Below are 19,982 nucleotides of genomic sequence, written 5' to 3'. Positions count from 1 at the left end.
TTCGTCATGGCATGAGTTTCGCTCAGCGCATCATCCATGTACTCGCCAAGCCCGTGAAGCGTGACAGCGGGCGAGGCGGGATGGTGGTTAATCCCTATCGTGGGTACGGCTCTCAAAAACAGGCCTTCCTGATGGGGCGCGTGTTTCATCAGGCATCCGTGGGGCGCATGATTCCACGGCGGGGCATGCTGAGCGACACGGCGGATGTGGTGCGGCGCATCGCGCGGCGTGGTCTGGCGGATGCCGATGTCGATATCTGTTTAGGTGACAATCGGGTGAGGGTTGTCACGGATCGCGATGGTTACTTCAATGCTCACATCCCGTTGACCGTTCCTCTCTCGCTGGATATTTCCTGGCACTATGCCGAGGTGCATGTCTCCGCCGTTGATGAGCATCCAGTAAGAACCCAGGGGGAAGTCTATGTGCCGCCCCCGGCCACCGATCTGTTGGTGATCAGCGATATCGACGACACGGTGATGTTTACCGGTGTGGCCGAGAAATTCCGCATGTTGTATCGCCTGTTTGTCGAAAAACCTCACCGCCGCACGGCATTCCCCGGCGTGGCTTCGCTTTATCAGGCGCTTCATCGGGGCCCCAGTGGGCACGGCGAACGGCCGATTCTCTACGTTTCGCGAGGGCCTTGGGCGATCTACGAAGTACTGGAAACCTTCTTTCAGCTCAATCGTATTCCGGTAGGCCCTATCCTGTTTCTGCGTGAATGGGGCCTGACCTTGCGCCACCCCTGGCCACGCCGGGCCGAAGATCACAAGCGAGATGCCATCAAGCATATGTTGGCGCTATTCGAGGACATGCCTTGCATTCTGGTAGGCGACAGCGGTCAGCATGATCCGGAAATCTACGCAGACATCCTCAGGGCTTATCCGGAGCGTATCAAGGCGATCTATATTCGGCGGGTGGATAACAAGTCCAGCCGCGAGCACGCCATTCAAAAGCTGCAAGAGGAACTGAGCCATACGGCCTGCGAATGGGTGGTAACCGACGATAGCACCCTGATGGCCGAGCATGCCTATGCCAAGGGAGATATTTCCGTCTATGGTTTGCAGGCCGTGCGCAATGATGTCGCCCAAGAAAAGAAAATCGACTACTGAATCAGGGAGAAACCAGGGCGTTGTTCCCGATATTGAGCATTTGCCTTCGGGGCCGTGCCACTGGTCCGCCAGGATGCTTCGCTGCAGGAAAGCGCGATATCCACCAGGGCGTAGGCGGACATGCCCGGTGCTAATTTCAACTGTTCCTGGGCGTGACGGGCAATGCGTGCGATCAGTTTCTGGTCACCGAAAGTCAGGCCCACCAGCACATGACTGGGTTGGGGGTCGTCGCTTATCGATTCCACTTGTGTTTCCAGGCAATTGGACACACTGGAACCCGCCGGTGGAGTGAGTGCGATGGCGACATCCCGGGCTGTCACCCGTACGCGTAGGCGTTGCCCCGGCGAAACGTACTGCCGCGAGACCAGCAGTCGCTCGCCGCCACATTCCAGTACGCTTAAATGATGCTGTGCATCGTGGCCAACCACCGTGGCATTGAGCACGGTGGAAGCATTGCCGCTGCGGGCTAGCGGCAAGTCGGGACGGGTAAGCATTTCCTGCAAGGGGCCCTGGGCCAGAACGCGTCCGTTTTCCAGCAGCAGCATATGGTCGGCTAACCGAGCGACCTCATCGATGGAATGGCTGACGTAGACCACGGGAATCGACAGGGACTCATGCAACCGCTCGAGCCAAGGCAGAATTTCCGCCTTGCTGGTGTCGTCCAGGGCTGCCAGCGGCTCATCCATCAGCAGCAGGCGCGGGCTGGTCAGTAGCGCGCGACCGATGGAAACCCGTTGCCGCTGGCCTCCGGAGAGCTTGTCCGGATAACGCTCCAGGAGGTTTTCAAGCCCCAGCAGGGCTATCGTTTCATCGAAGGTGACGCTGCGTTCGGCAGGGGCGACACGCTGGTAGCCGTAAAGCAGGTTGCCGCGTACGCTCAGGTGGGGAAACAAGCTTGCCTCCTGGAAGACGTAGCCCAGGGCACGCTGATGCACAGGCACGAAACGCTCGGCATCCTGCCATACTTCATCGCCGAGACGTAGCTGGCTGCCGTCAAGGTGTTCCAACCCCGCCAGGCAGCGCAATATCGTCGTCTTGCCCGAGCCGGAGCGGCCGAACAGCGCGGTGATCCCGCATGAGGGAATCGAGAACGCCACATCCAGGGTGAAGTCGCCGCGCTCAACGTAAAACCGCGCTTGCAGCTCTGTTTGGGTCAGTAGTTCTGTTTGGGTCAGTAGTTCTGTTTGAGTTGTTTCGTTTTGCATCTACCGCCTCATGAGCCTATTCCCACTACCTTGAATTTGCGATTGAGCCCGTACACCGCCACCAGCAAGGCGAACGACAACACGACCAGAATTAATGACAAGGTATGGGCGGAAGCGTAATCCATGGCTTCCACATGGTCGTAGATGGCGATCGAGGCGACTTGGGTACGGCCGGGAATGTTACCCCCGAGCATGATGATGACCCCGAACTCACCCAGCGTATGCGCGAAGGAAAGCACCGCTGCGGTTAAAAAGCCGCGGCGTGCCAGAGGCATTGCCACGCTAAAGAACCGGTCCAGCGGTGAGGCGCGCAACGTCGCCGCCACTTCCAGCATCCGCCCGCTGGTCGCCTGAAAAGCCGCGGTCAGTGGCTGCATGACGAAGGGCAGCGAATAGATCATCGAGCCGATGACCAGACCGCTGAAACTGAACGCCAGATGGTTGAACCCCAGCGATTCCAGGGTGCCGCCGACCCAGCCACGGGGGCCGAGCAATATCAGCAGATAAAACCCCAGCACGGTGGGCGGCAGCACCAGAGGCAACATGACCAGCGCTTCGATCAAGGTCTTGCCACGCCAGCGAGTATGGGCCAGCCACCAGGCCAGGGGGGTACACAATACCAGTAGGATAGCGGTACTGATCAAGGCGAGTTTAAAGGTGACCCACAGTGCGCCGGCATCCTGGGGCGAGAGCATGGCTTGGCTCCTGTTCTAGTGGGGGACGCTGTAACCGGCGGCTTCGATGATCGCCACTGCCTGGGGGCCACGCATCCAGCTCAAGAAATCCTGGGCGGCTTGAAGGTCCTGAGTGTCGCTAAGGATCACCGCCTGCTGGGTGATCGGGTCGTAAAGTTTTGCGGGGGGAATCCAGTAGGAGCCGGGAATGCTGCCATCCTCGGCTTTGACCTGTGAAAGCGCCACGAAGCCCAGCGGCGCCGCGCCCGAGGCGACCTGGCTGTAGGCCTGACCGATGGATTGAGCGCGAATCAAACGCCGCTCTTGCGTCAGTGTCTCCCATGCCCCGACTTCCTGAAGCACCTGTTGAGCGGCGGTTCCGTAAGGGGCGTTACGTGGGTCGGCGATACTCAGGTGACGAAAATCTCCCTGTGACAATACCGTGCCGTTGCTGTCTACTTTCTGTGAGTTGGGTGACCATAGCAGTGGCACGCCGACAGCATAGGTGAAACGCGATGCCTCCAGCGCCAGACCATCGGCGACCAGCCGTTCCGGGCGCCGGCTGTCGGCCGAGAAGAACACATCAAATGGCGCTCCATGGTGAATCTGAGTATAGAAAGCCCCGGAGGAGCCGGAACTGAGCATCAAGCTTTGCCCACTATGCGCCTGGTAGTGCTGAGCAAGTTCCTGCATGGTGCCGAGAAAATTGGCGGCTACCGCCACCCGCAATTCGGCGCTGGCGGAAGCGGTGCCTACCAGCAATAGGCTAAGGCCCAGCAAGAGTTTTTTAAGTTCGATCATCTTCATCGTTTTGCGCGGGAAACCCGGTTGCTTTAGCGCCGGGAGGGATAGCGCGTCGTGCGCCGCACGACTCGGGGTTCCCTGTCCGCGCCTCCTTTAGTGTTGAGGCGTGGGTATCTGGTGGTAGCCGTAGCCATCACCGCGTTGCAACAGAGTGCAGTAGGGCCAGGAGATGCCCTGTACCGCGCCCTGTTCGGTTTGAATATTGAAACTGCCGGTCTTGCGGATGGCCACGCGACCCGTATGCGTGCCGGCCTTCTTGCCGGTCGGGACAATTGCCCTGACCCTATCGCCGGTCTGAAAACCTTGTACTTGCTTCTGGCGCATCAGGTAGCCACGCGGAAAGCCGTACTTGTCGAGCCGGGTGCGCTGGTAGCTGCCGCGCCCCATGGCCTTGATGACCTGGGTGGGTACCCGCCAGCCTTTCAGGGTGTCGAACTTGCCGACACAGGCCGCATCCAGCGCATGGGTTTTGGGAATACCCAGGCGCTGACGGTTGTACTTGGTGCGACCGCCGCTGCCCACGGCGACGGGTAGGCCAGTGGACTTCATTGCACCGAACAGTGCCCAGCGGGTGGCATTGACAGCGGTGGCATCCCGCAGCGGTAATTTGAGCTGGCGCTGCACCCGAGCCAAGCGCATTTCCGCCGACAGGCCATTGGCTTTCAGGCGGCGCTTCAATCCCTTGTCGGTGGCAAAGAAGTCGGCAAGCGACTGATTATCCTTAGCGATATTGCAGTCGTGACAGGCGACGGTCAGGTTGCTCACCCGGCTAGAGCCGTCCCGAGATTTCGCTACCACATGCTCGATTTCCAGGGGTGTATCACCGGTGCCGCAGTAGGCGCATACCCGGCCCCATTTTTCCAGGAGGTATTCGCGCACCTCATAGCCCAGGAGCGTGCCTTGCTGGTACTCGACGCCGGAAATCTCGGGGTTTTCCATCTTCTGCATATCGAATCGCACCAGCTCCATGCTCAGGTGAGTCACGGGTGCCCAGCGGCACAGCTTGTCCACCCTGGCCATGGTGGTATCGACCCGGTGTTGCAAGCTGGGCGGCAGCCAGCCCTTCTTGCGCGTCCGGTTGTCGAAGCGTGGCTTGCGATGGCGCAGGTTCTTGCTGCGACGCCGACGCCGAAAACCGGCACGTTGCTCCAAGGCTTGGCGAATCTGGAAGCCCCGATGCACCAACTGAAACAGGTAAAGCACATGGCGGGTTGCCGGTGCCTTTTCTTCCGTTGCGTTGTTTTCCAGCCGCATCAGCGCCAGGCCGGTTTCCTTGCTGCCCGGATCGGCAGCCAGCAGGGTTGGCTGCAAGGTGCAGTCACTCAGGCACCGATCACGCAGGCGGATCACAAAAGGCGTCAGGTTCACCACCACCGCCCGACCACGCTCCAGCAACAGCCGTGCGCGTTTTTCGCTACACGGCATTAACGGCTGCTNAACGGCTGCTTGTTCTTTCCCAATACGAACACCGCCATGCGATCTCCTTCTTAAATAGAACCCTTACGGGCCTGGTGACGCAGGTCTTCCAACCTGTCTCCCCTCGGGAATGTCTGCAACCGGCTCCTACCTTGCGGTAGCGACCAGAACCTTCGGCGCGTCACCTTTCACCAGCGTGATCCTGACCTTCCAGAGCGCCGAACTGAGCGAAGCATTCGGCGGTGGGTCTTGACGACCTATTGCAAACGTAGCGGGTTGGTTACCGCTTTCCCTGGTCAACCGGGCTTGTTGTCACAAGCCTCGTCCTTTAGGGCGAGGTAGTTGACGCAGATAAGCTCCGATGGGCGCAGTGACTGCGGTCGATGATAGCGCAACCGCCGACCCTATCGCCATTGGTGCAAGGTGGCCTGTGACATGAAGGCGCAGTGGTTGACGCTGGGCTTGCCATCTTCTTGTAAGCTGGGAGACATTGCCGGAATCGCATGGTGCGCGGGAGTAATGAGATGGTCGTGGTATTGCTAGGTATCGTGTTGCTGTTGTTTTTTCTGCCCAACTATTGGGCCAAATGGGTGCTCAAGCGCCATACCCGAGGGCGCGATGATTATCCGGGGACCGGCGCCGAGCTTGCCGATCATCTCTTGCGCCGTCTGGGCATCGATGAGGTCAAGGTCGAGCTGACCGAAGATGGTGACCACTACGACCCTGAAGCGCGCCGTGTGCGGCTTTCCCGGGATATCTATCATGGGCGTTCCCTGACGGCGGTGACGGTGGCCGCCCATGAGGTGGGGCATGCCATTCAGCATCACCGGGGCTATCCGCCGTTGCTGGCGCGCAGCCGGATGGTGAAGGTCGCCCAGAAGGCGGAAAAGCTCGGTGCGCTTTTGATGATGGCCGCGCCTTTTCTGTTCCTGCTCACCCGCTTGCCCGGGGGCCTGTTGGTGGTGGTGGCCATGGCGGTCATCAGTTTCGGCACCGCGGCGCTGGTGCATCTGGTGACCTTGCCGGTGGAGTTCGACGCCAGCTTCAACCGCGCCCTGCCATTATTGAAAGAATACGTGCCACCTTACGATATGCCCGGCGCGCGCCATGTGCTTACCGCCTGTGCCTTCACCTATGTGGCGGCCTCGCTGGCCGGGATCATGAACCTGGGCCGCTGGCTGGTAATCCTCAGGCGCTAGGTTTGTTGGCGATCACTACCGCACGGCGGGGTGCCGGGTAGCCTTCCAGCGTGCGGCTGGGGTCATTCGGGTCGAGAAAATCCTCAAGCGACTGAAAGGTCATCCAGTCGGTGGCGCGCTGTTCATCCAGGCTGGTCAACGCTTCATCGACCACGCGCACATTGTCGAACCCACAGCGCTCAATCCACTGACACAGCGCCTGGGAAGAGGGCAGAAAGTAGACGTTGGGCATGGCGGCGTAGCGCTCGCCGGGCAACAGTACCGTGGTGGCGTCGCCTTCCACGACCAAGGTTTCCAGCACCATCTCACCCCCAGGGCGCAGGGCATCCTTCAGCTGATGCAAATGCTCCAGCGGGGAAGGGCGGTGGTAGAGCACGCCCATGGAAAATGCCGTATCGAAAAATGCCAGTTTTTCGGGGATGTCCTCGATGCCCACCGGCAGAAAATGCGTGCGCCCCTCGTCGGCGTCACCGATAAAGTGGCGCACCGCCTGGAACTGCCAGAAAAAGCGTGGCGAGGGGTCGATCACCAGCACGAAATCAGCGCCTTCTCCCGCCATGCGCCATGCGTGGTAACCGCTACCGCCGCCCACATCCAGCACCTTGCGATGTTTCAGCGGTGCCAGGTAGGGTGCCACACGCTGCCACTTCCAGTCCGAGCGCCATTCGGTATCGATATGGATGCCGCCCAGGCTGTAAGGGCCTTTGCGCCAGGGAGCCAGTTTCCGCAGCAGGTTGTCGCACTGGCGGCGCTGGCTGTCGGAAAGCGGAAGGTCTACCGTGACGGTGTCGGTGCTCAGGCTGACATCCCGCGCCGAGGGTAGCGGGGGCAACTTGGCCACGGCTTTCTCCCAGGCGGGCAGGTCACCGAAACGCTTGCGGTCCAGGCCATGGGCGAGCTGCTCGGGTAGCCGGGCAAGCCAGCTATCCAGGCCTTGGTCAACAAACGCCTGGTACAGAGGGCGGTGAGCGGGGGGTATCGGCACGTCAGGCTTCCTTGAAGGCGATCAGCGAGGCGAAATTCAGGTATTGAAACCAGGTCAACGAGCGCGTGAAACCGGCATTTTTCAGGCGCGCATGATGAGCGTCGAGGGTGTCCGGCACCAGGACGTTTTCCAGGGCGGTGCGCTTCTGGCTGATTTCCATGTCGCTGTAGCCGTTGGCACGTTTGAAGTCATGATAACGTTCCACCCGCCAGGCATTATCGCGCTCATCGGCGTCGATGATCTTTTCCGAAAGCAGCAAGACCCCGCCGGGTTCCAGGCAGTCATATAACCGCGCAAGCAGGGCGTCGCGATCCTGCGGGGGCAGGAACTGCAGGGTGAAGTTGAGAATCAGCATACCGCAGGGCTGGTAGTCGAAACGACGGATATCACTTTCCACTACCTGCATGCGATGATCGGGACATTCCGTCTCGAAGGTTTGCCGGGCACGTTCGACCATCGCCGGGGAAAGGTCCAGGCCCGTGTAGCGAAACGCATCGGGGCTGAGTTGCCCGGCCAGCGCCAAGCCGGAGGCGCCCAGCGAGCACCCCAGGTCGTATACCTGGGCGCCATGGCGCAAATGGCGCTGGGCGATTAGGCTCAACATGCCCAGTATCTGGCCGTAGCCGGGTACTGAACGGCGAATCATGTCGGGAAAACACGCCACTACCTGCTCATCGAAAGAAAAGCGGGCCACCCGGTCTAGGGGTGTCGAAAAGATGGCGTCACGGTAAGATGCATCACTCATGGATAAGCCGGAACCTGGATTGGGGAGAACCATTTTACAAGCCCCAGGCCCCGGCTGCACGGATCGAAGCCTTTGGAGACAATCATGGCCTCAGCCTCAAGCGCTACTCCTGATACATTGCCTGCCTGGCAAACCCTGCGCACTCACGCCGATCAGCTCAAACATGTCCATCTGAAAACCTTGTTCGGCGACGACCCTGGCCGCTGGCAATGCTTTACCCGGCAAGTCGCGGGCCTGACACTGGATCTTTCCAAGCAACGCTGGGATGAGGATACACTGGAGCATCTGCTGGCCTTGGCCGAAGAGGCCGGTGTGCGAGGGGCGATTCAAGCGCTTTTGAGCGGCAAAAGGGTCAATACCAGTGAAAACCGTCCGGCGTTGCATACCGCCCTGCGCTTGCCCCGTGATGCCAGCTTGATCGTGGACGGCGAAGACGTGGTGCCGGCGGTGCATGAAAGCCTGGAGCGCATGGCGGAACTGGTGGAGAAACTGCATGCCGGGCAATGGCGCGGTGCGACCGGCAAGCCGATTGAGGACGTGGTCAACCTGGGGGTGGGCGGCTCCGATCTGGGCCCCTTGATGGTGACCCATGCGTTGGCTGACTTTCGTCCCGAGGGCGTCCACCCGATCGAGGTGCATTTCGCATCGACCATGGATGGCTCACAGATGGCGGACTATCTGAGTCGTTTCAACCCGGAAACCACGCTGTTCGTACTGTCGTCGAAATCGTTCACCACCATCGATACCCTGTCCAACGCCGATACCGCTCGCGATTGGCTGACCAACCGCCTCGCCCGGTATGGAAGCATGTCGGCAAGTGCGGAATTGGTGGTACGTCAGCACTTTATCGGTGTTTCCGCCTGTCCTGAAAAAATGAGCGAATGGGGCGTCGCCCCGGCGCATCAGCTCAGGTTCTGGGATTGGGTGGGAGGGCGTTATTCGTTGTGGGGCACTATCGGGCTCCCGATTGCCCTGGTGGTAGGCATGGCCAATTTCCATGAGTTTTTGGCCGGCGCCCATTCCATGGACGAGCACTTCGCCAAGGTGCCCCTGGCCGACAACATGCCGGTTCTGCTTGCGCTGGCGGGTATCTGGAATGTCAATTTTCTGGATATTCGGGCACATTCGATTCTGCCTTACGATGGCCGCCTGGAGTACTTCGCCGCCTACCTCGAACAGCTGGAGATGGAGTCCAACGGCAAGTCGGTCACGCGTCAGGGAAATACAATCAATTACTCCACTTGCCCTGTACTATGGGGCCAGCTCGGCCCCAATGCCCAGCATGCCTTCTACCAGCTGTTGCATCAGGGTACCCAGCCGGTGGTGTGCGATTTCATCGCGCCCTTGCGCCGTTATGATGAAGTCGAAAACCACGATACCCGGGCGCATCTCAAGGCACAGCATCGCTTGGCGCTGTCCAATTGCTTCGCTCAGTCACGGGTGCTAATGCTGGGTGACGATGCCCTTGATGACGATGGTCCGCGCCCGCAGCACAAGCGCTACCGTGGCAATCAGCCTTCCACCACCGTGCTGCTCGACAAGCTGACCCCGTCAACGTTAGGGGCCTTGATTGCCATGTATGAACACAAGGTGTTCGTGCAGGCGATGATCTGGGATATCAATCCATTCGATCAATGGGGGGTGGAGCTGGGCAAGAAAATTGCCGGTGAAACCCAGAAGATCCTGGAGCATGACGGGGAAATTCAAAGCCTGGATGCCTCCAGTCGTGGATTGATCGAAGCCTTCTGGGCAGCCGAGGATCACGAATGACGTGACTCCCCCTCTGGCTGTATATACAGCTTTTCGCTATGCTGTGCGGCCTGAGATGAGCGCCGGTGCTCCCGGTTGCGCTTGCGCGTAGCCAGGCCGGCGTTTCTGCGTTTGCACGAGTGGATTTACCCTTCAGGAAACGTCTTACATGACCCAGTACGATGCCTACAGTGCCAGCGCTATTGAAGTCCTGTCCGGGCTCGAGCCCGTGCGCAAGCGTCCCGGCATGTATACCGATACCTCCCGGCCCAATCACATGGTGCAGGAAGTCATCGACAACAGTGTCGATGAAGCCCTGGCCGGTCATGCCACCGAGCTCGATGTGGTGCTGCATGAGGATGGTGGGGTAGAAGTGCGCGATAACGGGCGCGGCATGCCGATCGACCTTCACCCTGAGCACGGTGTCTCCGGGGTGGAACTGATCTTGACCAAGCTGCATTCCGGCGGCAAGTTCTCCTCCTCCAGCTACCGCTTCTCCGGCGGTTTGCATGGGGTTGGGGTCTCGGTGGTCAATGCGCTCTCCACGCGCTTGGAAGTGGAAGTGGTGCGTAATGGCGAGCGACATGCGATTGCCTTCGAGCACGGGGAAAAAGTCCGTGAGCTGGAGCTGATCGGCAAGGCTCCCAAGCGCATGACCGGGACTCTGGTACGTTTCTGGCCGGATGTGAGCTATTTCGATAGCCCCAAAGTGTCTCTGGCGCGCTTACGCCATTTATTGCGCGCCAAGGCGGTGTTATGTCCCGGCCTCAAGGTCACGCTGCGTGATGCCGAAGGCAACGACACCGTCTGGGAATACGCCGATGGCTTGCGCGACTATCTGGCCCAGGCAACCGATGGCTATGAGGTGTTGCCGGCAGAGCCTTTTGTCGGGCATTTCAGTGACGATGAACATGGCGTCGATTGGGCGATCCAGTGGCTGCCGGAAGGTGGCGAGCCGCTCACCGAAAGCTACGTCAACCTGATCCCCACGCCCCAGGGCGGCACCCACGTCAACGGCTTTCGAGCCGGGCTTCTCGATGCGCTGCGCGAGTTCTGCGAGTTTCGCAGCCTGTTGCCGCGAGGCATCAAGCTTACCGCCGATGATCTGTGGGAGCGGGCCTCGTTCGTGCTCTCGGTGAAGATGCTCGACCCCCAGTTCGCCGGACAGACCAAGGAGCGGTTGTCGTCGCGCACCATTGCAGGCTTCGTGGGCGGCGTGCTCAAGGACGCCTTTTCGCTGTGGCTCAATCACCATGTCGACCAGGCCGAGGCGCTGGCCGAGCTGGTGATCAATGCCGCCCAGCGGCGTCAGAAAAAAGCCAAGAAAGTGGCGCGCAAGAAGGTGACCTCGGGCCCCGCCTTGCCCGGCAAGCTGGCGGACTGCTCCAGCCAGGACCCCTCCCAGGGCGAGCTGTTTCTGGTCGAGGGCGACAGCGCCGGCGGCAGCGCCAAGCAGGCCCGTAACCGCGAGACTCAGGCGATCCTGCCGCTGCGCGGCAAGATACTCAATACCTGGGAAGTCGAGACTCACGACATCTACGGCTCCCAGGAAGTGCATGATATCGCCGTGGCGATTGGTGCCGATCCGGGAAGCACCGACCTGGAAAAGCTGCGTTATCACAAGATCTGTATTCTGGCGGACGCCGACTCCGACGGCCTGCATATCGCCACCTTGCTGTGTGCGCTGTTCGTGCGCCACTTTCCCGCCCTGGTGGATGCCGGTCACGTTTTCGTAGCCATGCCGCCGTTGTATCGCATCGATCTGGGCAAAGAAGTGCATTACGCCCTGGATGAAAGCGAGAAGGCGGCAATTCTCAAGAAACTGGAGAAAAAGCGCGGCACACCCAACGTCCAGCGTTTCAAGGGGTTGGGTGAAATGAGCCCGCTGCAGTTGCGTGAAACCACCATGGCGGTGGATACCCGCCGATTGGTGCAACTTACCCAGGAAGTTGGCGATGGCACCATGGAAATGATGGACATGCTGCTGGCCAAGAAGCGCGCCAGCGACCGCAAGCGCTGGCTGGAAGACTACGGCAACCTGGCAGATATCGAGGTCTAACGATTCATGGTAATGGATATTCAAGTGGCGGAGGGTGACGTCGAACGTCTTTCCCTGCGTGACTACACCGAAAAGGCGTACCTCGACTATTCGATGTACGTGATTCTGGATCGGGCCTTGCCCAATATCGGCGACGGCATGAAGCCTGTGCAGCGGCGTATCATCTATGCCATGCGCGAGCTGGCGTTGAACGCCAACGCCAAGTACAAGAAATCGGCGCGCACCGTGGGCGATGTGCTGGGCAAGTTTCATCCCCATGGTGACAGCGCCTGCTATGAAGCCATGGTGTTGATGGCGCAGCCGTTTAGCTACCGTTATCCACTGGTGGACGGCCAGGGCAACTGGGGGAGTCCGGACGATCCCAAGTCGTTCGCCGCCATGCGCTATACCGAAGCCAAGCTTTCCCGGTTCGCCGAAGTATTGCTGTCTGAACTCGGCCAGGGCACGGTGGACTGGACGCCCAATTTCGATGGCACCATGAATGAGCCGGTGGTGTTACCGGCGCGCTTGCCGCATGTATTGCTCAATGGCGGCACCGGTATCGCCGTGGGCATGGCCACCGACATTCCGCCGCATAATGTGTCCGAAGTGGTCGAGGCGACCTGTCATCTTCTGCGCCATCCCGAGGCGACCACCACGGATCTGATGGAATTCCTGCCGGCGCCGGACTTTCCCACCGATGCGGAAATCATCACGCCCCCCAGCGATCTGAAAAAACTCTACGAAAGCGGGCGTGGTTCGGTGAAGCTGCGTGGGCGTTACCTGCGTGAAGACAGTCATATCGTGATCACCTCGCTGCCGCATCAGGTCAGCGGTGCCAAGATTCTGGAACAGATCGCCGCCCAGATGAATGCCAAGAAGCTGCCCATGGTGGCCGACCTGCGTGATGAATCAACCCACGAAGAACCCACTCGCCTGGTGATCGAGCCACGCTCCAATCGTGTGGATGTCGAGGCGCTGATGGCGCACCTCTTTGCCACCACCGACCTGGAAAAGAGTGTTCGCGTCAACATGAACGTGATCGGGCTGGACGGCCGACCAAGCGTCATGTCGCTCCCCGTCATGCTGGGAGAGTGGCTGCGTTTTCGCCGTAGCACGGTGCGTCGGCGTCTCGAGCATCGGCTGGGCAAGGTGGAAGATCGCCTGCACCTTCTGGAAGGCTTGCTGACCGCTTACCTCAATCTCGACGAGGTCATTCGGATCATTCGCGAAGAAGACGAGCCCAAGGCACAACTGATAAAGGCATTCGCGCTTTCCGATCGACAAGCCGAAGCGATTCTGGAGCTGCGCCTGCGCCATCTCGCCAAGCTCGAGGAAATGAAGATTCGCGGTGAGCAGGATGAGCTGGAAGCCGAGCGCAAGCGCTTGAGCGCCTTGCTCGGCAGCGAAGCCAAACTGACCAACCTGATCGAGAAGGAAATTCGTGCGGCAGGCAAGGAGCATGGCGATGCACGCCGCTCGCCGCTGGTCGAACGTGAAGATTCCAAGGCGCTTTCCGAAGTGGAATTGCTGGGCGCCGATCCGATCACCGTGGTGCTCTCGGAAAAGGGCTGGATTCGCGCCGCCAAGGGCCATGATATCGACCCCGAAGGGCTTTCGTACAAGGCCGGGGATCGCTTCCACCTGGTCGCTCGTGGCAAGACCAACCAACCCTTGGTTCTGCTCGATGACACCGGTCGCGCCTATACCCTGGCGGCGCATAACCTGCCCAGCGCGCGTGGCCAGGGCGAGCCGGTGACCGGCCGGGCCAATGTGGCGGCTGGGGCGCAAATGACCGGGTTGATGCTGGGGCCCGCGCAAAGCCGCTTTTTGCTGGCATCCGACGGTGGCTACGGCTTTATTGCTACGCTCGATGCGTTGACTGGCAAGAACAAGGCGGGCAAGGCCGTGCTGAGTGTGCCCAAGGGATGCAATGTGCTGCCACCCGTGCCGGTGCCTCAGGCTGAGGACGAAGCCCAAGCCCTATGGGTGGCGGCGGTTTCCAACGAAGGACGTCTGCTGTTGTTCCCCTTGGACGACTTACCGCAAATGGCCAAAGGCAAGGGCAACAAGATGCTGGATATTCCCGGACCGAGAGCGGCGCGGCGTGAAGAATTTGTGCGTGATATCACAGTGCTGTCCTGTAATGCGGCCCTGGTGCTGCATGCCGGCAAGCGCAAGTTGACCTTGAAAGCCGCGGATCTGGCGTATTATCGAGGTGAACGTGGCCGGCGAGGCAGTAAACTGCCCCGTGGCTTTCAGAAAGTGGATCGAATTGAGGCAGGGGAGTAACCCATGGCAAAACGTTTATTGATTCGCGCCACCGGTATGGCACGCCCCGGCCAGCTGGCGGGGTTGGGCAAGGCATTGGCCGGCAGTGGTGCGCGGCTTCTGGACATCAATCAGAGCGTGACGTTCGGCATGCTTTCGCTGGAAGCCTTGGTGGGTCTGGATCACGACAGCGCTCTTGAAGCCGCTCTGAGTGACGCCGGGGATGCCCTGGGGCTGGATGTGCAGGCAATTGCGGTGAGTGCAGAGGATTATTATCGATGGAGCAGTGAGGCCAGCCAGCCGCGTCTGATTTTGACGCTGCTGGCGCCACGCCTGCCCGCCGGCATCCTGGCCGAAGTAGGCGCCTTGACTGCCGAGTTCGGCTTGACGGTGGAGCTGATTCATCGGCTTTCCGGCCGGGAACCACTGGATGGCGAAGCCCCCGAGCTGGGTGCTTGCGTGGAATGTTGGCTGCGCGGCGAAGCCGTCGACCTGGATGCTCTACGCGTGAAGGCGCTGGCACTGGGTGCTCAGCACGGCGTGGATATCGCTCTGCAGGAGGACTCCATCTGGCGCCGTCATCGTCGCCTGGTGTGCTTCGATATGGACTCCACCTTGATCCAGACCGAAGTGATCGACGAGTTGGCGCGCCGCCACGGCGTTGGCGATGAGGTGGCGGAAATCACCGAGCGTGCCATGCGCGGCGAGCTGGATTTCCAGCAGAGTTTCCGTGAACGCATGAACAAGCTCAAGGGCCTGGATGAGTCGGTGCTTGCCGATATAGCCGAAAGCCTGCCGCTCATGGACGGGGTCGAACGCTTGATGCGCCATCTCAAGCGCCTGGGGTATCGCACCGCGATTCTCTCTGGCGGCTTCACTTATTTCGCCCGCCATCTTCAGGAAAAGCTCGGCTTCGACGAGATTCACGCCAACGAACTTATCATCGAGAACGGCAAGGTCACCGGCGAGGTGCGTGAACCTATTCTGGATGCGAGCCGCAAGGCGGTATTGCTGGAAGAAATTGCTCATCGGGAAGGCTTCAGCCTGGAGCAGACCATTGCCGTCGGCGATGGCGCCAATGATCTTCAGATGCTGGCCAAGGCTGGGTTGGGGATTGCGTTTCGCGCCAAACCGCTGGTACGTGCTCAGGCACGTCAGGCGATTTCAACCTTGGGAATCGACGCAGTGTTGTACTTGATCGGCTATCGTCAAGTCGATCTGGAGGAGTAAGCGGTGAGCGAAGCGCCAAAAAACGAGCCCTTCATCAGCTGGCAGGGGCGCCTTGAGCGCCTGCGCTCGAACAAGCTGTTCGAGATGGGGGTGATTTCTATCATCGTCATTTCGGCGCTGATGATTGGCGCCAAGACCTACGAGGAAACCACGCGTTTCGAGCAGTGGCTGCTGTACCTGGATGTCGCGGTAACGGTGTTTTTCCTGATCGAGATATTGATCCGTATGGCCGCCGAACCCAACCTGCTGCGCTTTTTCAAGCGGGGCTGGAATGTGTTCGATTTTCTGATCGTTACCGCCAGTCTGATTCCCATGGATGATTCGGAAATGGTGCTGCTGGCGCGCCTGCTGCGGATTTTCCGCGTGCTGAGGCTGGTGTCGATGATCCCTGAGTTGCGCATGTTGCTGGCGGCCCTGGTTAAGTCGATTCCCCGCATGGGCTACGTAGTGCTGTTGATGTTCATCATTTTTTACATCTACGGCGCCATCGGCAGCTTCCTGTTCAATGACGTGGACGAGCAGCTTTGGGGCAATATTTCCCTGGCCATGCTCACGCTGTTTCAGGTGGCGACGTTCGAGAGTTGGGCCACTGCGGTGATGTATCCGGTAATGGAAGATTACCCCTACAGCTGGATCTTCTTTCTTACTTTCATCTTTCTCAATGCTTTCATTTTCCTCAACATGATGATCGGGATCGTGCTGGATGTCATGCAAAAGGAGAGCGCTCAGATAGAGCTGGAAAGCGGGGAAGGTGAAGTGGCCGAGATGCACGGTCTACGTGACGATGTCCGGGCCTTGCAAGCTCAGCTCGACCGGATGGAAGCGGCCTGGAAAACACCGGCTGCGCAAGATAGCGGTCAGGATAGGGGCCAGGATGGAGGAAAAGAGTCTTGACAAGCATCGCCCAGACTGATTTTCTAAGGGGTATGACTACCTCATTGAACCGCCTTGCACTAGACCTACGACTACTAGCCCGCCGCTGAAGCTTCAAGCGCCGGGCAATGCCTTCCGCATTGTCGTTTGTTTTATCAGTTGCGAGGTTTTCAATGTCTTACATCACTTTTACTACTTCGACCTGTGCCACCCGATTCTCCCGATCTTGCTGCATGAATAGCCGCTCGGGCTGTTCATCGTTTAACTCTCGCGCCCCCTCGCACATTGTTGCGACGGGGCGTTTTTGGTCTGCGCCGCCAGCGCATTCCCAGCCCTATTTCCAGCCCTATTTCGCTACCGTTTAACCAGGAGAGCCGCCATGATGTTGTCTGATCCCTCCAAGAAATACCGTCCCTTCGTCGCCGTTGATCTGCCCGACCGTCAATGGCCGAGCAAGCGCATCGAAACCCCGCCCCAGTGGTGCAGTGTCGACTTGCGTGACGGCAACCAGTCGCTGATCGACCCCATGGATCAGGAGCGCAAGCAACGCTTTTTCGACATGCTGGTGAAGATCGGCTTCAAGCAGATCGAGGTGGGCTTTCCTTCGGCCTCCCAGACCGATTTCGATTTCGTGCGCACCCTGATCGAGGAGGACCGGATCCCCGAGGACGTCACCATTCAGGTGTTGACCCAGGCACGTACCCATCTGATCGATCGTTCTTTCGAAGCACTCAAGGGCGCCAAGAACGCCATCGTGCATGTGTATAACGCCACCGACCCGATGTTCCGTCGCGTGGTGTTCAATGTCGACAAGTCAGAATGCGTCGAGATTGCGGTAGACGCCACCCGGCAGATTCGAAGCCGCATGCTCGAGGCGCCGGAAACCAACTGGACGTTCCAGTACTCGCCGGAGCTTTTCACCACCACCGAGATGGATTTCGCGGTGAAGATCGTGGAAGCGGTGATGGACGCTTATCAGCCCACCCCCGAGCACCGCATGATCGTCAACTTGCCAGCTACCGTGGAAGTCGCCACTCCCAACAATTACGCCGACCAGGTGGAATGGTTCTGCCGCCACGTCAATAACCGCGAAAGCCTGATCGTCAGTGTGCACCCGCACAACGACCGGGGTACCGGGGTGGCCGCCGCCGAGCTGACCTTGATGGCCGGCGCCGACCGGGTCGAAGGTACCTTGTTCGCCAATGGCGAGCGTACCGGTAACGTGGATATCGTCACGCTGGCGATGAATATGTACACCCAGGGCGTGCATCCCCAGCTGGATTTTTCCAATATCACCCCGATCATGCGTGAAGTGGAATATTGCAACCAGTTGCCGGTGCATCCGCGCCACCCCTACGTGGGCGATCTGGTATTCACCGCCTTTTCCGGCTCTCACCAGGATGCGATCAAGAAAGGCATGGCCGCCCGCCGTGAAGACCCCGAGGCAGTCTGGGCGGTGCCCTATCTGCCCATCGATCCTCTGGATGTGGGGCGTTCCTACGAAGCCGTGATCCGCGTCAACAGCCAATCCGGCAAAGGCGGGGTCTCGTACCTGCTGGAACAGGAGCATGGCATCGAGCTTCCGCGCCGGTTGTCGATGGAATTCAGCCAGGTGGTACAGGAAGTCGCCGAGCGCACCGGAAAGGAGATTACCTCTCAGATGATTTACCAGGCGTTCGCTGACGAGTATCTGGAGCAGGACAGCCCGATGGCGTTGATCAGTCATCGCCTGTCATCCGAGCCGGATAGCCCAAAAGTCACCCTGGAAGCCATGATCGAGGCCAATGGCGAGCGTCAGGCGCTGCAGGGTCAAGGCAACGGCCCGCTGGCCGCCTTCATCAAGGCGCTGGCCGCCGCCGGGCATGACGTGGAAATCATCGATTACCACGAGCACTCACGTGGCCAGGGCGCCGATGCCGAAGCCATCGCCTACGTGGAAGTGCGTATCGAAGGCAAGGCGGTCTTCGGCGTGGGCACTGACGAAAGTATCACCAGCGCTTCGATGAAAGGGGTGTTGAGTGCGATCAACCGCCACCGTTCAAGCCAGCCTGCAGCGGCGAACGTGACAGCGGATTCACTGGTTTAGTAGGGCAATATGCTGACTAAGCATATTCAAGAACCGACAGCCTGAAAGGGTTGTCGGTTTTTATAGGTCGTGGCGATAAAGTCTGCTAATAGCCTGATAGTAGAGCCGCAGGGGGAGAGACGAATGCGTACCTGGCGGGTGATCCTGGTGGCAACCATTTTGGCGGCGGGGATATTAACCGCTGTGGCTTCCTACGAGCCATTTGACGCCAAGCTGGTGCGTCTTGAAACGCAGCGGGCACTCCCTGCGCTGGCGCCGACGCTTGCGCAGGAATCGCCGGAGATCAACGTGCTGTTTCTCGGCTATGCCGCAGATCAGGCGTTATGGATGAGTGCCTCTCTGGCAATGTTGCGCCACGGCGATGTGGCTCGAGAAGTGTTGGTGGAGTACGGCCTATTACCTCAATTTCAGCGGGTGCTGGTGCGCTATGGAGCCGATGCCGTGCTGCCTATCAGCTACTTTCGCACCCACGATGTGGCCATCCTGCGCGCGCAACACTGGATAGGCGAGCGCTATCAACAAGTCAGCCGCTGGTGGAGTGACGCGGGTGAATCCACGAATGCGCAGTTGACTCCTTACCGTCGTGGCCAAATAGGGATTGTGCTACTTGACGACAATGGTCATGCGCTGCTCAACCAGTTTGTGGTGAGCGACCAAGGCGAGGTGGAGTGGCTACAGGGTGAACGAATGGTCACGGGCGTAGGTGACTTCTTCACCAGTGGCCTGCGCGATCTGGAAAGCCAGTGGCGGCGCGGCGACGCCATTGGCGCAGCAGATTTAGGCTGGGCCGGTGTCGATCTGCTCGTAATGGTCAGCGCGGTTAAAGTGCTGCAGGCAGGCAAAGCTGCCCGTGCTGCCCGGGTAGGCAGTGTGGAAGCCCAAGGCGCTCGCGTTAGTTTGCGCCAGGGCGTATTAGCGAGTGGCGGGCGTTTTGCGGCCTTGCCTCGTATGGCCAAGGTCGCGGCGGTTTCGACCACGGCCTACGTGGTGATTCGCGACCCTAGCTTGGTGAGCGCGTTAGGCGTCAATCTATCTCACTGGCTCGGCTGGCCGGTATGGTTGGGTCAGTTTCTGATTTGGCTGATCGTACTATTGCCGCTACTGATCATGACGCGGTTTATCTATCGCTGGCTACTCACACCGCTGCTGTGGTTGCTGGTGCCATTGATGCGGCTGTGTCTTAAGGCCGCAACGTTTTATCTAAAAGCGCGTAATACCTCTTCCTGAGTCGCGTAGCGCGAAGGGAGAGGATACAAGCGCGGCGTCCGAGAGGACGCCTTGTTCTCTTACGCAAATGATACTAAGCTGTAAGTCATGAAAACCGAACGCGCCTACAAGTACCGATTCTACCCGACGCCCGAGCAGGAAATCCTGTTGGCGCGGACGTTTGGGTGCGTGCGGTTTGTCTGGAACGCGGTGCTGCGACATCGCACCGATGCGTTTTACGAGCGCAAAGAGAAAATCGGCTACAACGACACCAGCGCCTTCCTGACCCAACTGAAAAAACAACCTGACACCGCGTTCCTGGCCGAGGTCAGTTCGGTGCCCTTGCAGCAATGCCTGCGCCATCAACAATCGGCCTTCAAGCACTTCTTTGC

At 59.5% G+C, this 19,982-nt stretch carries 17 protein-coding genes; 11 read left to right on the top strand and 6 right to left on the bottom strand.

Going from position 1 to position 19,982, the window contains the following annotated elements; all coding sequences use genetic code 11:
* Positions 1-11 precede the first annotated feature (11 nt).
* The gene (locus tag DU506_RS15655) at positions 12-1,109 is read left to right on the top strand and encodes an App1 family protein (RefSeq protein WP_235825691.1); all 1,098 of its coding nucleotides are present in this window, start codon (positions 12-14) and stop codon (positions 1,107-1,109) included.
* On the opposite strand, the gene modC is transcribed toward DU506_RS15655, so the two are convergent.
* The 4 genes from modC to iscB form a co-directional block, all read right to left on the bottom strand.
* Complete coding sequence (gene modC / locus DU506_RS15650) at positions 1,103-2,314, bottom strand: molybdenum ABC transporter ATP-binding protein (RefSeq protein WP_114487832.1); 1,212 nt, start codon at positions 2,312-2,314, stop codon at positions 1,103-1,105. The genes DU506_RS15655 and modC overlap by 7 nt on opposite strands.
* An 8-nt stretch (positions 2,315-2,322) precedes the next feature.
* On the bottom strand, positions 2,323-3,009 hold the full coding sequence (modB, locus tag DU506_RS15645) for a molybdate ABC transporter permease subunit (RefSeq protein ID WP_114487831.1): 687 nt from the start codon (positions 3,007-3,009) through the stop codon (positions 2,323-2,325).
* Between the two features lie 15 nt (positions 3,010-3,024).
* Entirely contained in the window at positions 3,025-3,789 is a 765-nt protein-coding gene (modA, locus tag DU506_RS15640; RefSeq protein WP_114487851.1) for a molybdate ABC transporter substrate-binding protein, read from the bottom strand.
* Between the two features lie 96 nt (positions 3,790-3,885).
* Positions 3,886-5,217: an RNA-guided endonuclease IscB gene (gene iscB / locus DU506_RS15635; RefSeq protein WP_114487830.1), complete on the bottom strand. Its 1,332-nt coding sequence runs from the start codon at positions 5,215-5,217 to the stop codon at positions 3,886-3,888.
* A gap of 121 nt (positions 5,218-5,338) precedes the next feature.
* Here iscB and DU506_RS22555 point away from each other — a divergent pair, with 121 nt between their 5' ends.
* Complete coding sequence (locus DU506_RS22555) at positions 5,339-5,461, top strand: hypothetical protein (protein ID WP_268877335.1); 123 nt, start codon at positions 5,339-5,341, stop codon at positions 5,459-5,461.
* Positions 5,462-5,732: 271 nt separating this feature from the next.
* On the top strand, positions 5,733-6,407 hold the full coding sequence (locus tag DU506_RS15630) for a zinc metallopeptidase (RefSeq protein WP_114487829.1): 675 nt from the start codon (positions 5,733-5,735) through the stop codon (positions 6,405-6,407).
* Here the strand turns inward: DU506_RS15630 and cmoB are convergent.
* Positions 6,397-7,392, bottom strand: a complete 996-nt coding sequence (gene cmoB, locus DU506_RS15625) for a tRNA 5-methoxyuridine(34)/uridine 5-oxyacetic acid(34) synthase CmoB (RefSeq protein ID WP_114487828.1) — start codon at positions 7,390-7,392, stop codon at positions 6,397-6,399. The two genes, DU506_RS15630 and cmoB, sit on opposite strands and share 11 nt — an antisense overlap.
* Before the next feature lies 1 nt (position 7,393).
* Entirely contained in the window at positions 7,394-8,137 is a 744-nt protein-coding gene (gene cmoA, locus DU506_RS15620) for a carboxy-S-adenosyl-L-methionine synthase CmoA (RefSeq protein WP_114487827.1), read from the bottom strand.
* Between the two features lie 84 nt (positions 8,138-8,221).
* On the opposite strand from cmoA, the gene pgi reads away from it, so the two are divergent.
* The 8 genes from pgi to DU506_RS15580 form a co-directional block, all read left to right on the top strand.
* Positions 8,222-9,907 (top strand): glucose-6-phosphate isomerase, encoded by a 1,686-nt coding sequence (gene pgi, locus DU506_RS15615; protein WP_114487826.1) that lies wholly within the window; start codon positions 8,222-8,224, stop codon positions 9,905-9,907.
* A 148-nt stretch (positions 9,908-10,055) separates the two neighbouring features.
* Positions 10,056-11,945, top strand: a complete 1,890-nt coding sequence (parE, locus tag DU506_RS15610) for a DNA topoisomerase IV subunit B (protein ID WP_114487825.1) — start codon at positions 10,056-10,058, stop codon at positions 11,943-11,945.
* 6 nt (positions 11,946-11,951) lie between these two features.
* Positions 11,952-14,216 carry a DNA topoisomerase IV subunit A gene (gene parC, locus DU506_RS15605; protein WP_114487824.1) on the top strand — a complete coding sequence of 755 codons (2,265 nt, stop codon included), beginning with the start codon at positions 11,952-11,954 and terminating at the stop codon, positions 14,214-14,216.
* Positions 14,217-14,219: 3 nt separating this feature from the next.
* Positions 14,220-15,425 (top strand): phosphoserine phosphatase SerB, encoded by a 1,206-nt coding sequence (gene serB / locus DU506_RS15600; protein ID WP_114487823.1) that lies wholly within the window; start codon positions 14,220-14,222, stop codon positions 15,423-15,425.
* 3 nt (positions 15,426-15,428) lie between these two features.
* Positions 15,429-16,319: an ion transporter gene (locus DU506_RS15595; protein WP_415843701.1), complete on the top strand. Its 891-nt coding sequence runs from the start codon at positions 15,429-15,431 to the stop codon at positions 16,317-16,319.
* A 358-nt stretch (positions 16,320-16,677) separates the two neighbouring features.
* On the top strand, positions 16,678-18,384 hold the full coding sequence (gene leuA, locus DU506_RS15590) for a 2-isopropylmalate synthase (protein ID WP_114487822.1): 1,707 nt from the start codon (positions 16,678-16,680) through the stop codon (positions 18,382-18,384).
* Positions 18,385-18,507: 123 nt separating this feature from the next.
* A complete protein-coding gene (locus DU506_RS15585; RefSeq protein WP_114487821.1) occupies positions 18,508-19,611 on the top strand; it encodes a hypothetical protein in 1,104 nt (367 codons plus the stop codon).
* Between the two features lie 87 nt (positions 19,612-19,698).
* The coding region (locus DU506_RS15580) for a helix-turn-helix domain-containing protein (RefSeq protein WP_147273761.1) at positions 19,699-19,982 on the top strand (284 nt) is incomplete at its 3' end.

This window comes from Vreelandella rituensis (assembly GCF_003336665.1).
In the GTDB taxonomy this organism is placed as follows: Bacteria; Pseudomonadota; Gammaproteobacteria; order Pseudomonadales; family Halomonadaceae; genus Vreelandella; species Vreelandella rituensis.
The sequence above is the reverse complement of the archived record's forward strand: the minus strand, read 5'-3'. Positions and strand labels throughout refer to the sequence as shown.

What these genes read in the sequence shown, in the direction of transcription:
- DU506_RS15655 (WP_235825691.1), top strand. Translation starts at nt 12, where the DNA reads ATGAGTTTCGCTCAGCGCATCATCCATGTACTCGCCAAGCCCGTGAAG.
- modC (WP_114487832.1), bottom strand. Translation starts at nt 2,314, where the DNA reads ATGCAAAACGAAACAACTCAAACAGAACTACTGACCCAAACAGAACTA.
- modB (WP_114487831.1), bottom strand. Translation starts at nt 3,009, where the DNA reads ATGCTCTCGCCCCAGGATGCCGGCGCACTGTGGGTCACCTTTAAACTC.
- modA (WP_114487851.1), bottom strand. Translation starts at nt 3,789, where the DNA reads ATGATCGAACTTAAAAAACTCTTGCTGGGCCTTAGCCTATTGCTGGTA.
- iscB (WP_114487830.1), bottom strand. Translation starts at nt 5,217, where the DNA reads ATGCCGTGTAGCGAAAAACGCGCACGGCTGTTGCTGGAGCGTGGTCGG.
- DU506_RS22555 (WP_268877335.1), top strand. Translation starts at nt 5,339, where the DNA reads ATGTCTGCAACCGGCTCCTACCTTGCGGTAGCGACCAGAACCTTCGGC.
- DU506_RS15630 (WP_114487829.1), top strand. Translation starts at nt 5,733, where the DNA reads ATGGTCGTGGTATTGCTAGGTATCGTGTTGCTGTTGTTTTTTCTGCCC.
- cmoA (WP_114487827.1), bottom strand. Translation starts at nt 8,137, where the DNA reads ATGAGTGATGCATCTTACCGTGACGCCATCTTTTCGACACCCCTAGAC.
- pgi (WP_114487826.1), top strand. Translation starts at nt 8,222, where the DNA reads ATGGCCTCAGCCTCAAGCGCTACTCCTGATACATTGCCTGCCTGGCAA.
- parE (WP_114487825.1), top strand. Translation starts at nt 10,056, where the DNA reads ATGACCCAGTACGATGCCTACAGTGCCAGCGCTATTGAAGTCCTGTCC.
- parC (WP_114487824.1), top strand. Translation starts at nt 11,952, where the DNA reads ATGGTAATGGATATTCAAGTGGCGGAGGGTGACGTCGAACGTCTTTCC.
- serB (WP_114487823.1), top strand. Translation starts at nt 14,220, where the DNA reads ATGGCAAAACGTTTATTGATTCGCGCCACCGGTATGGCACGCCCCGGC.
- leuA (WP_114487822.1), top strand. Translation starts at nt 16,678, where the DNA reads ATGATGTTGTCTGATCCCTCCAAGAAATACCGTCCCTTCGTCGCCGTT.
- DU506_RS15585 (WP_114487821.1), top strand. Translation starts at nt 18,508, where the DNA reads ATGCGTACCTGGCGGGTGATCCTGGTGGCAACCATTTTGGCGGCGGGG.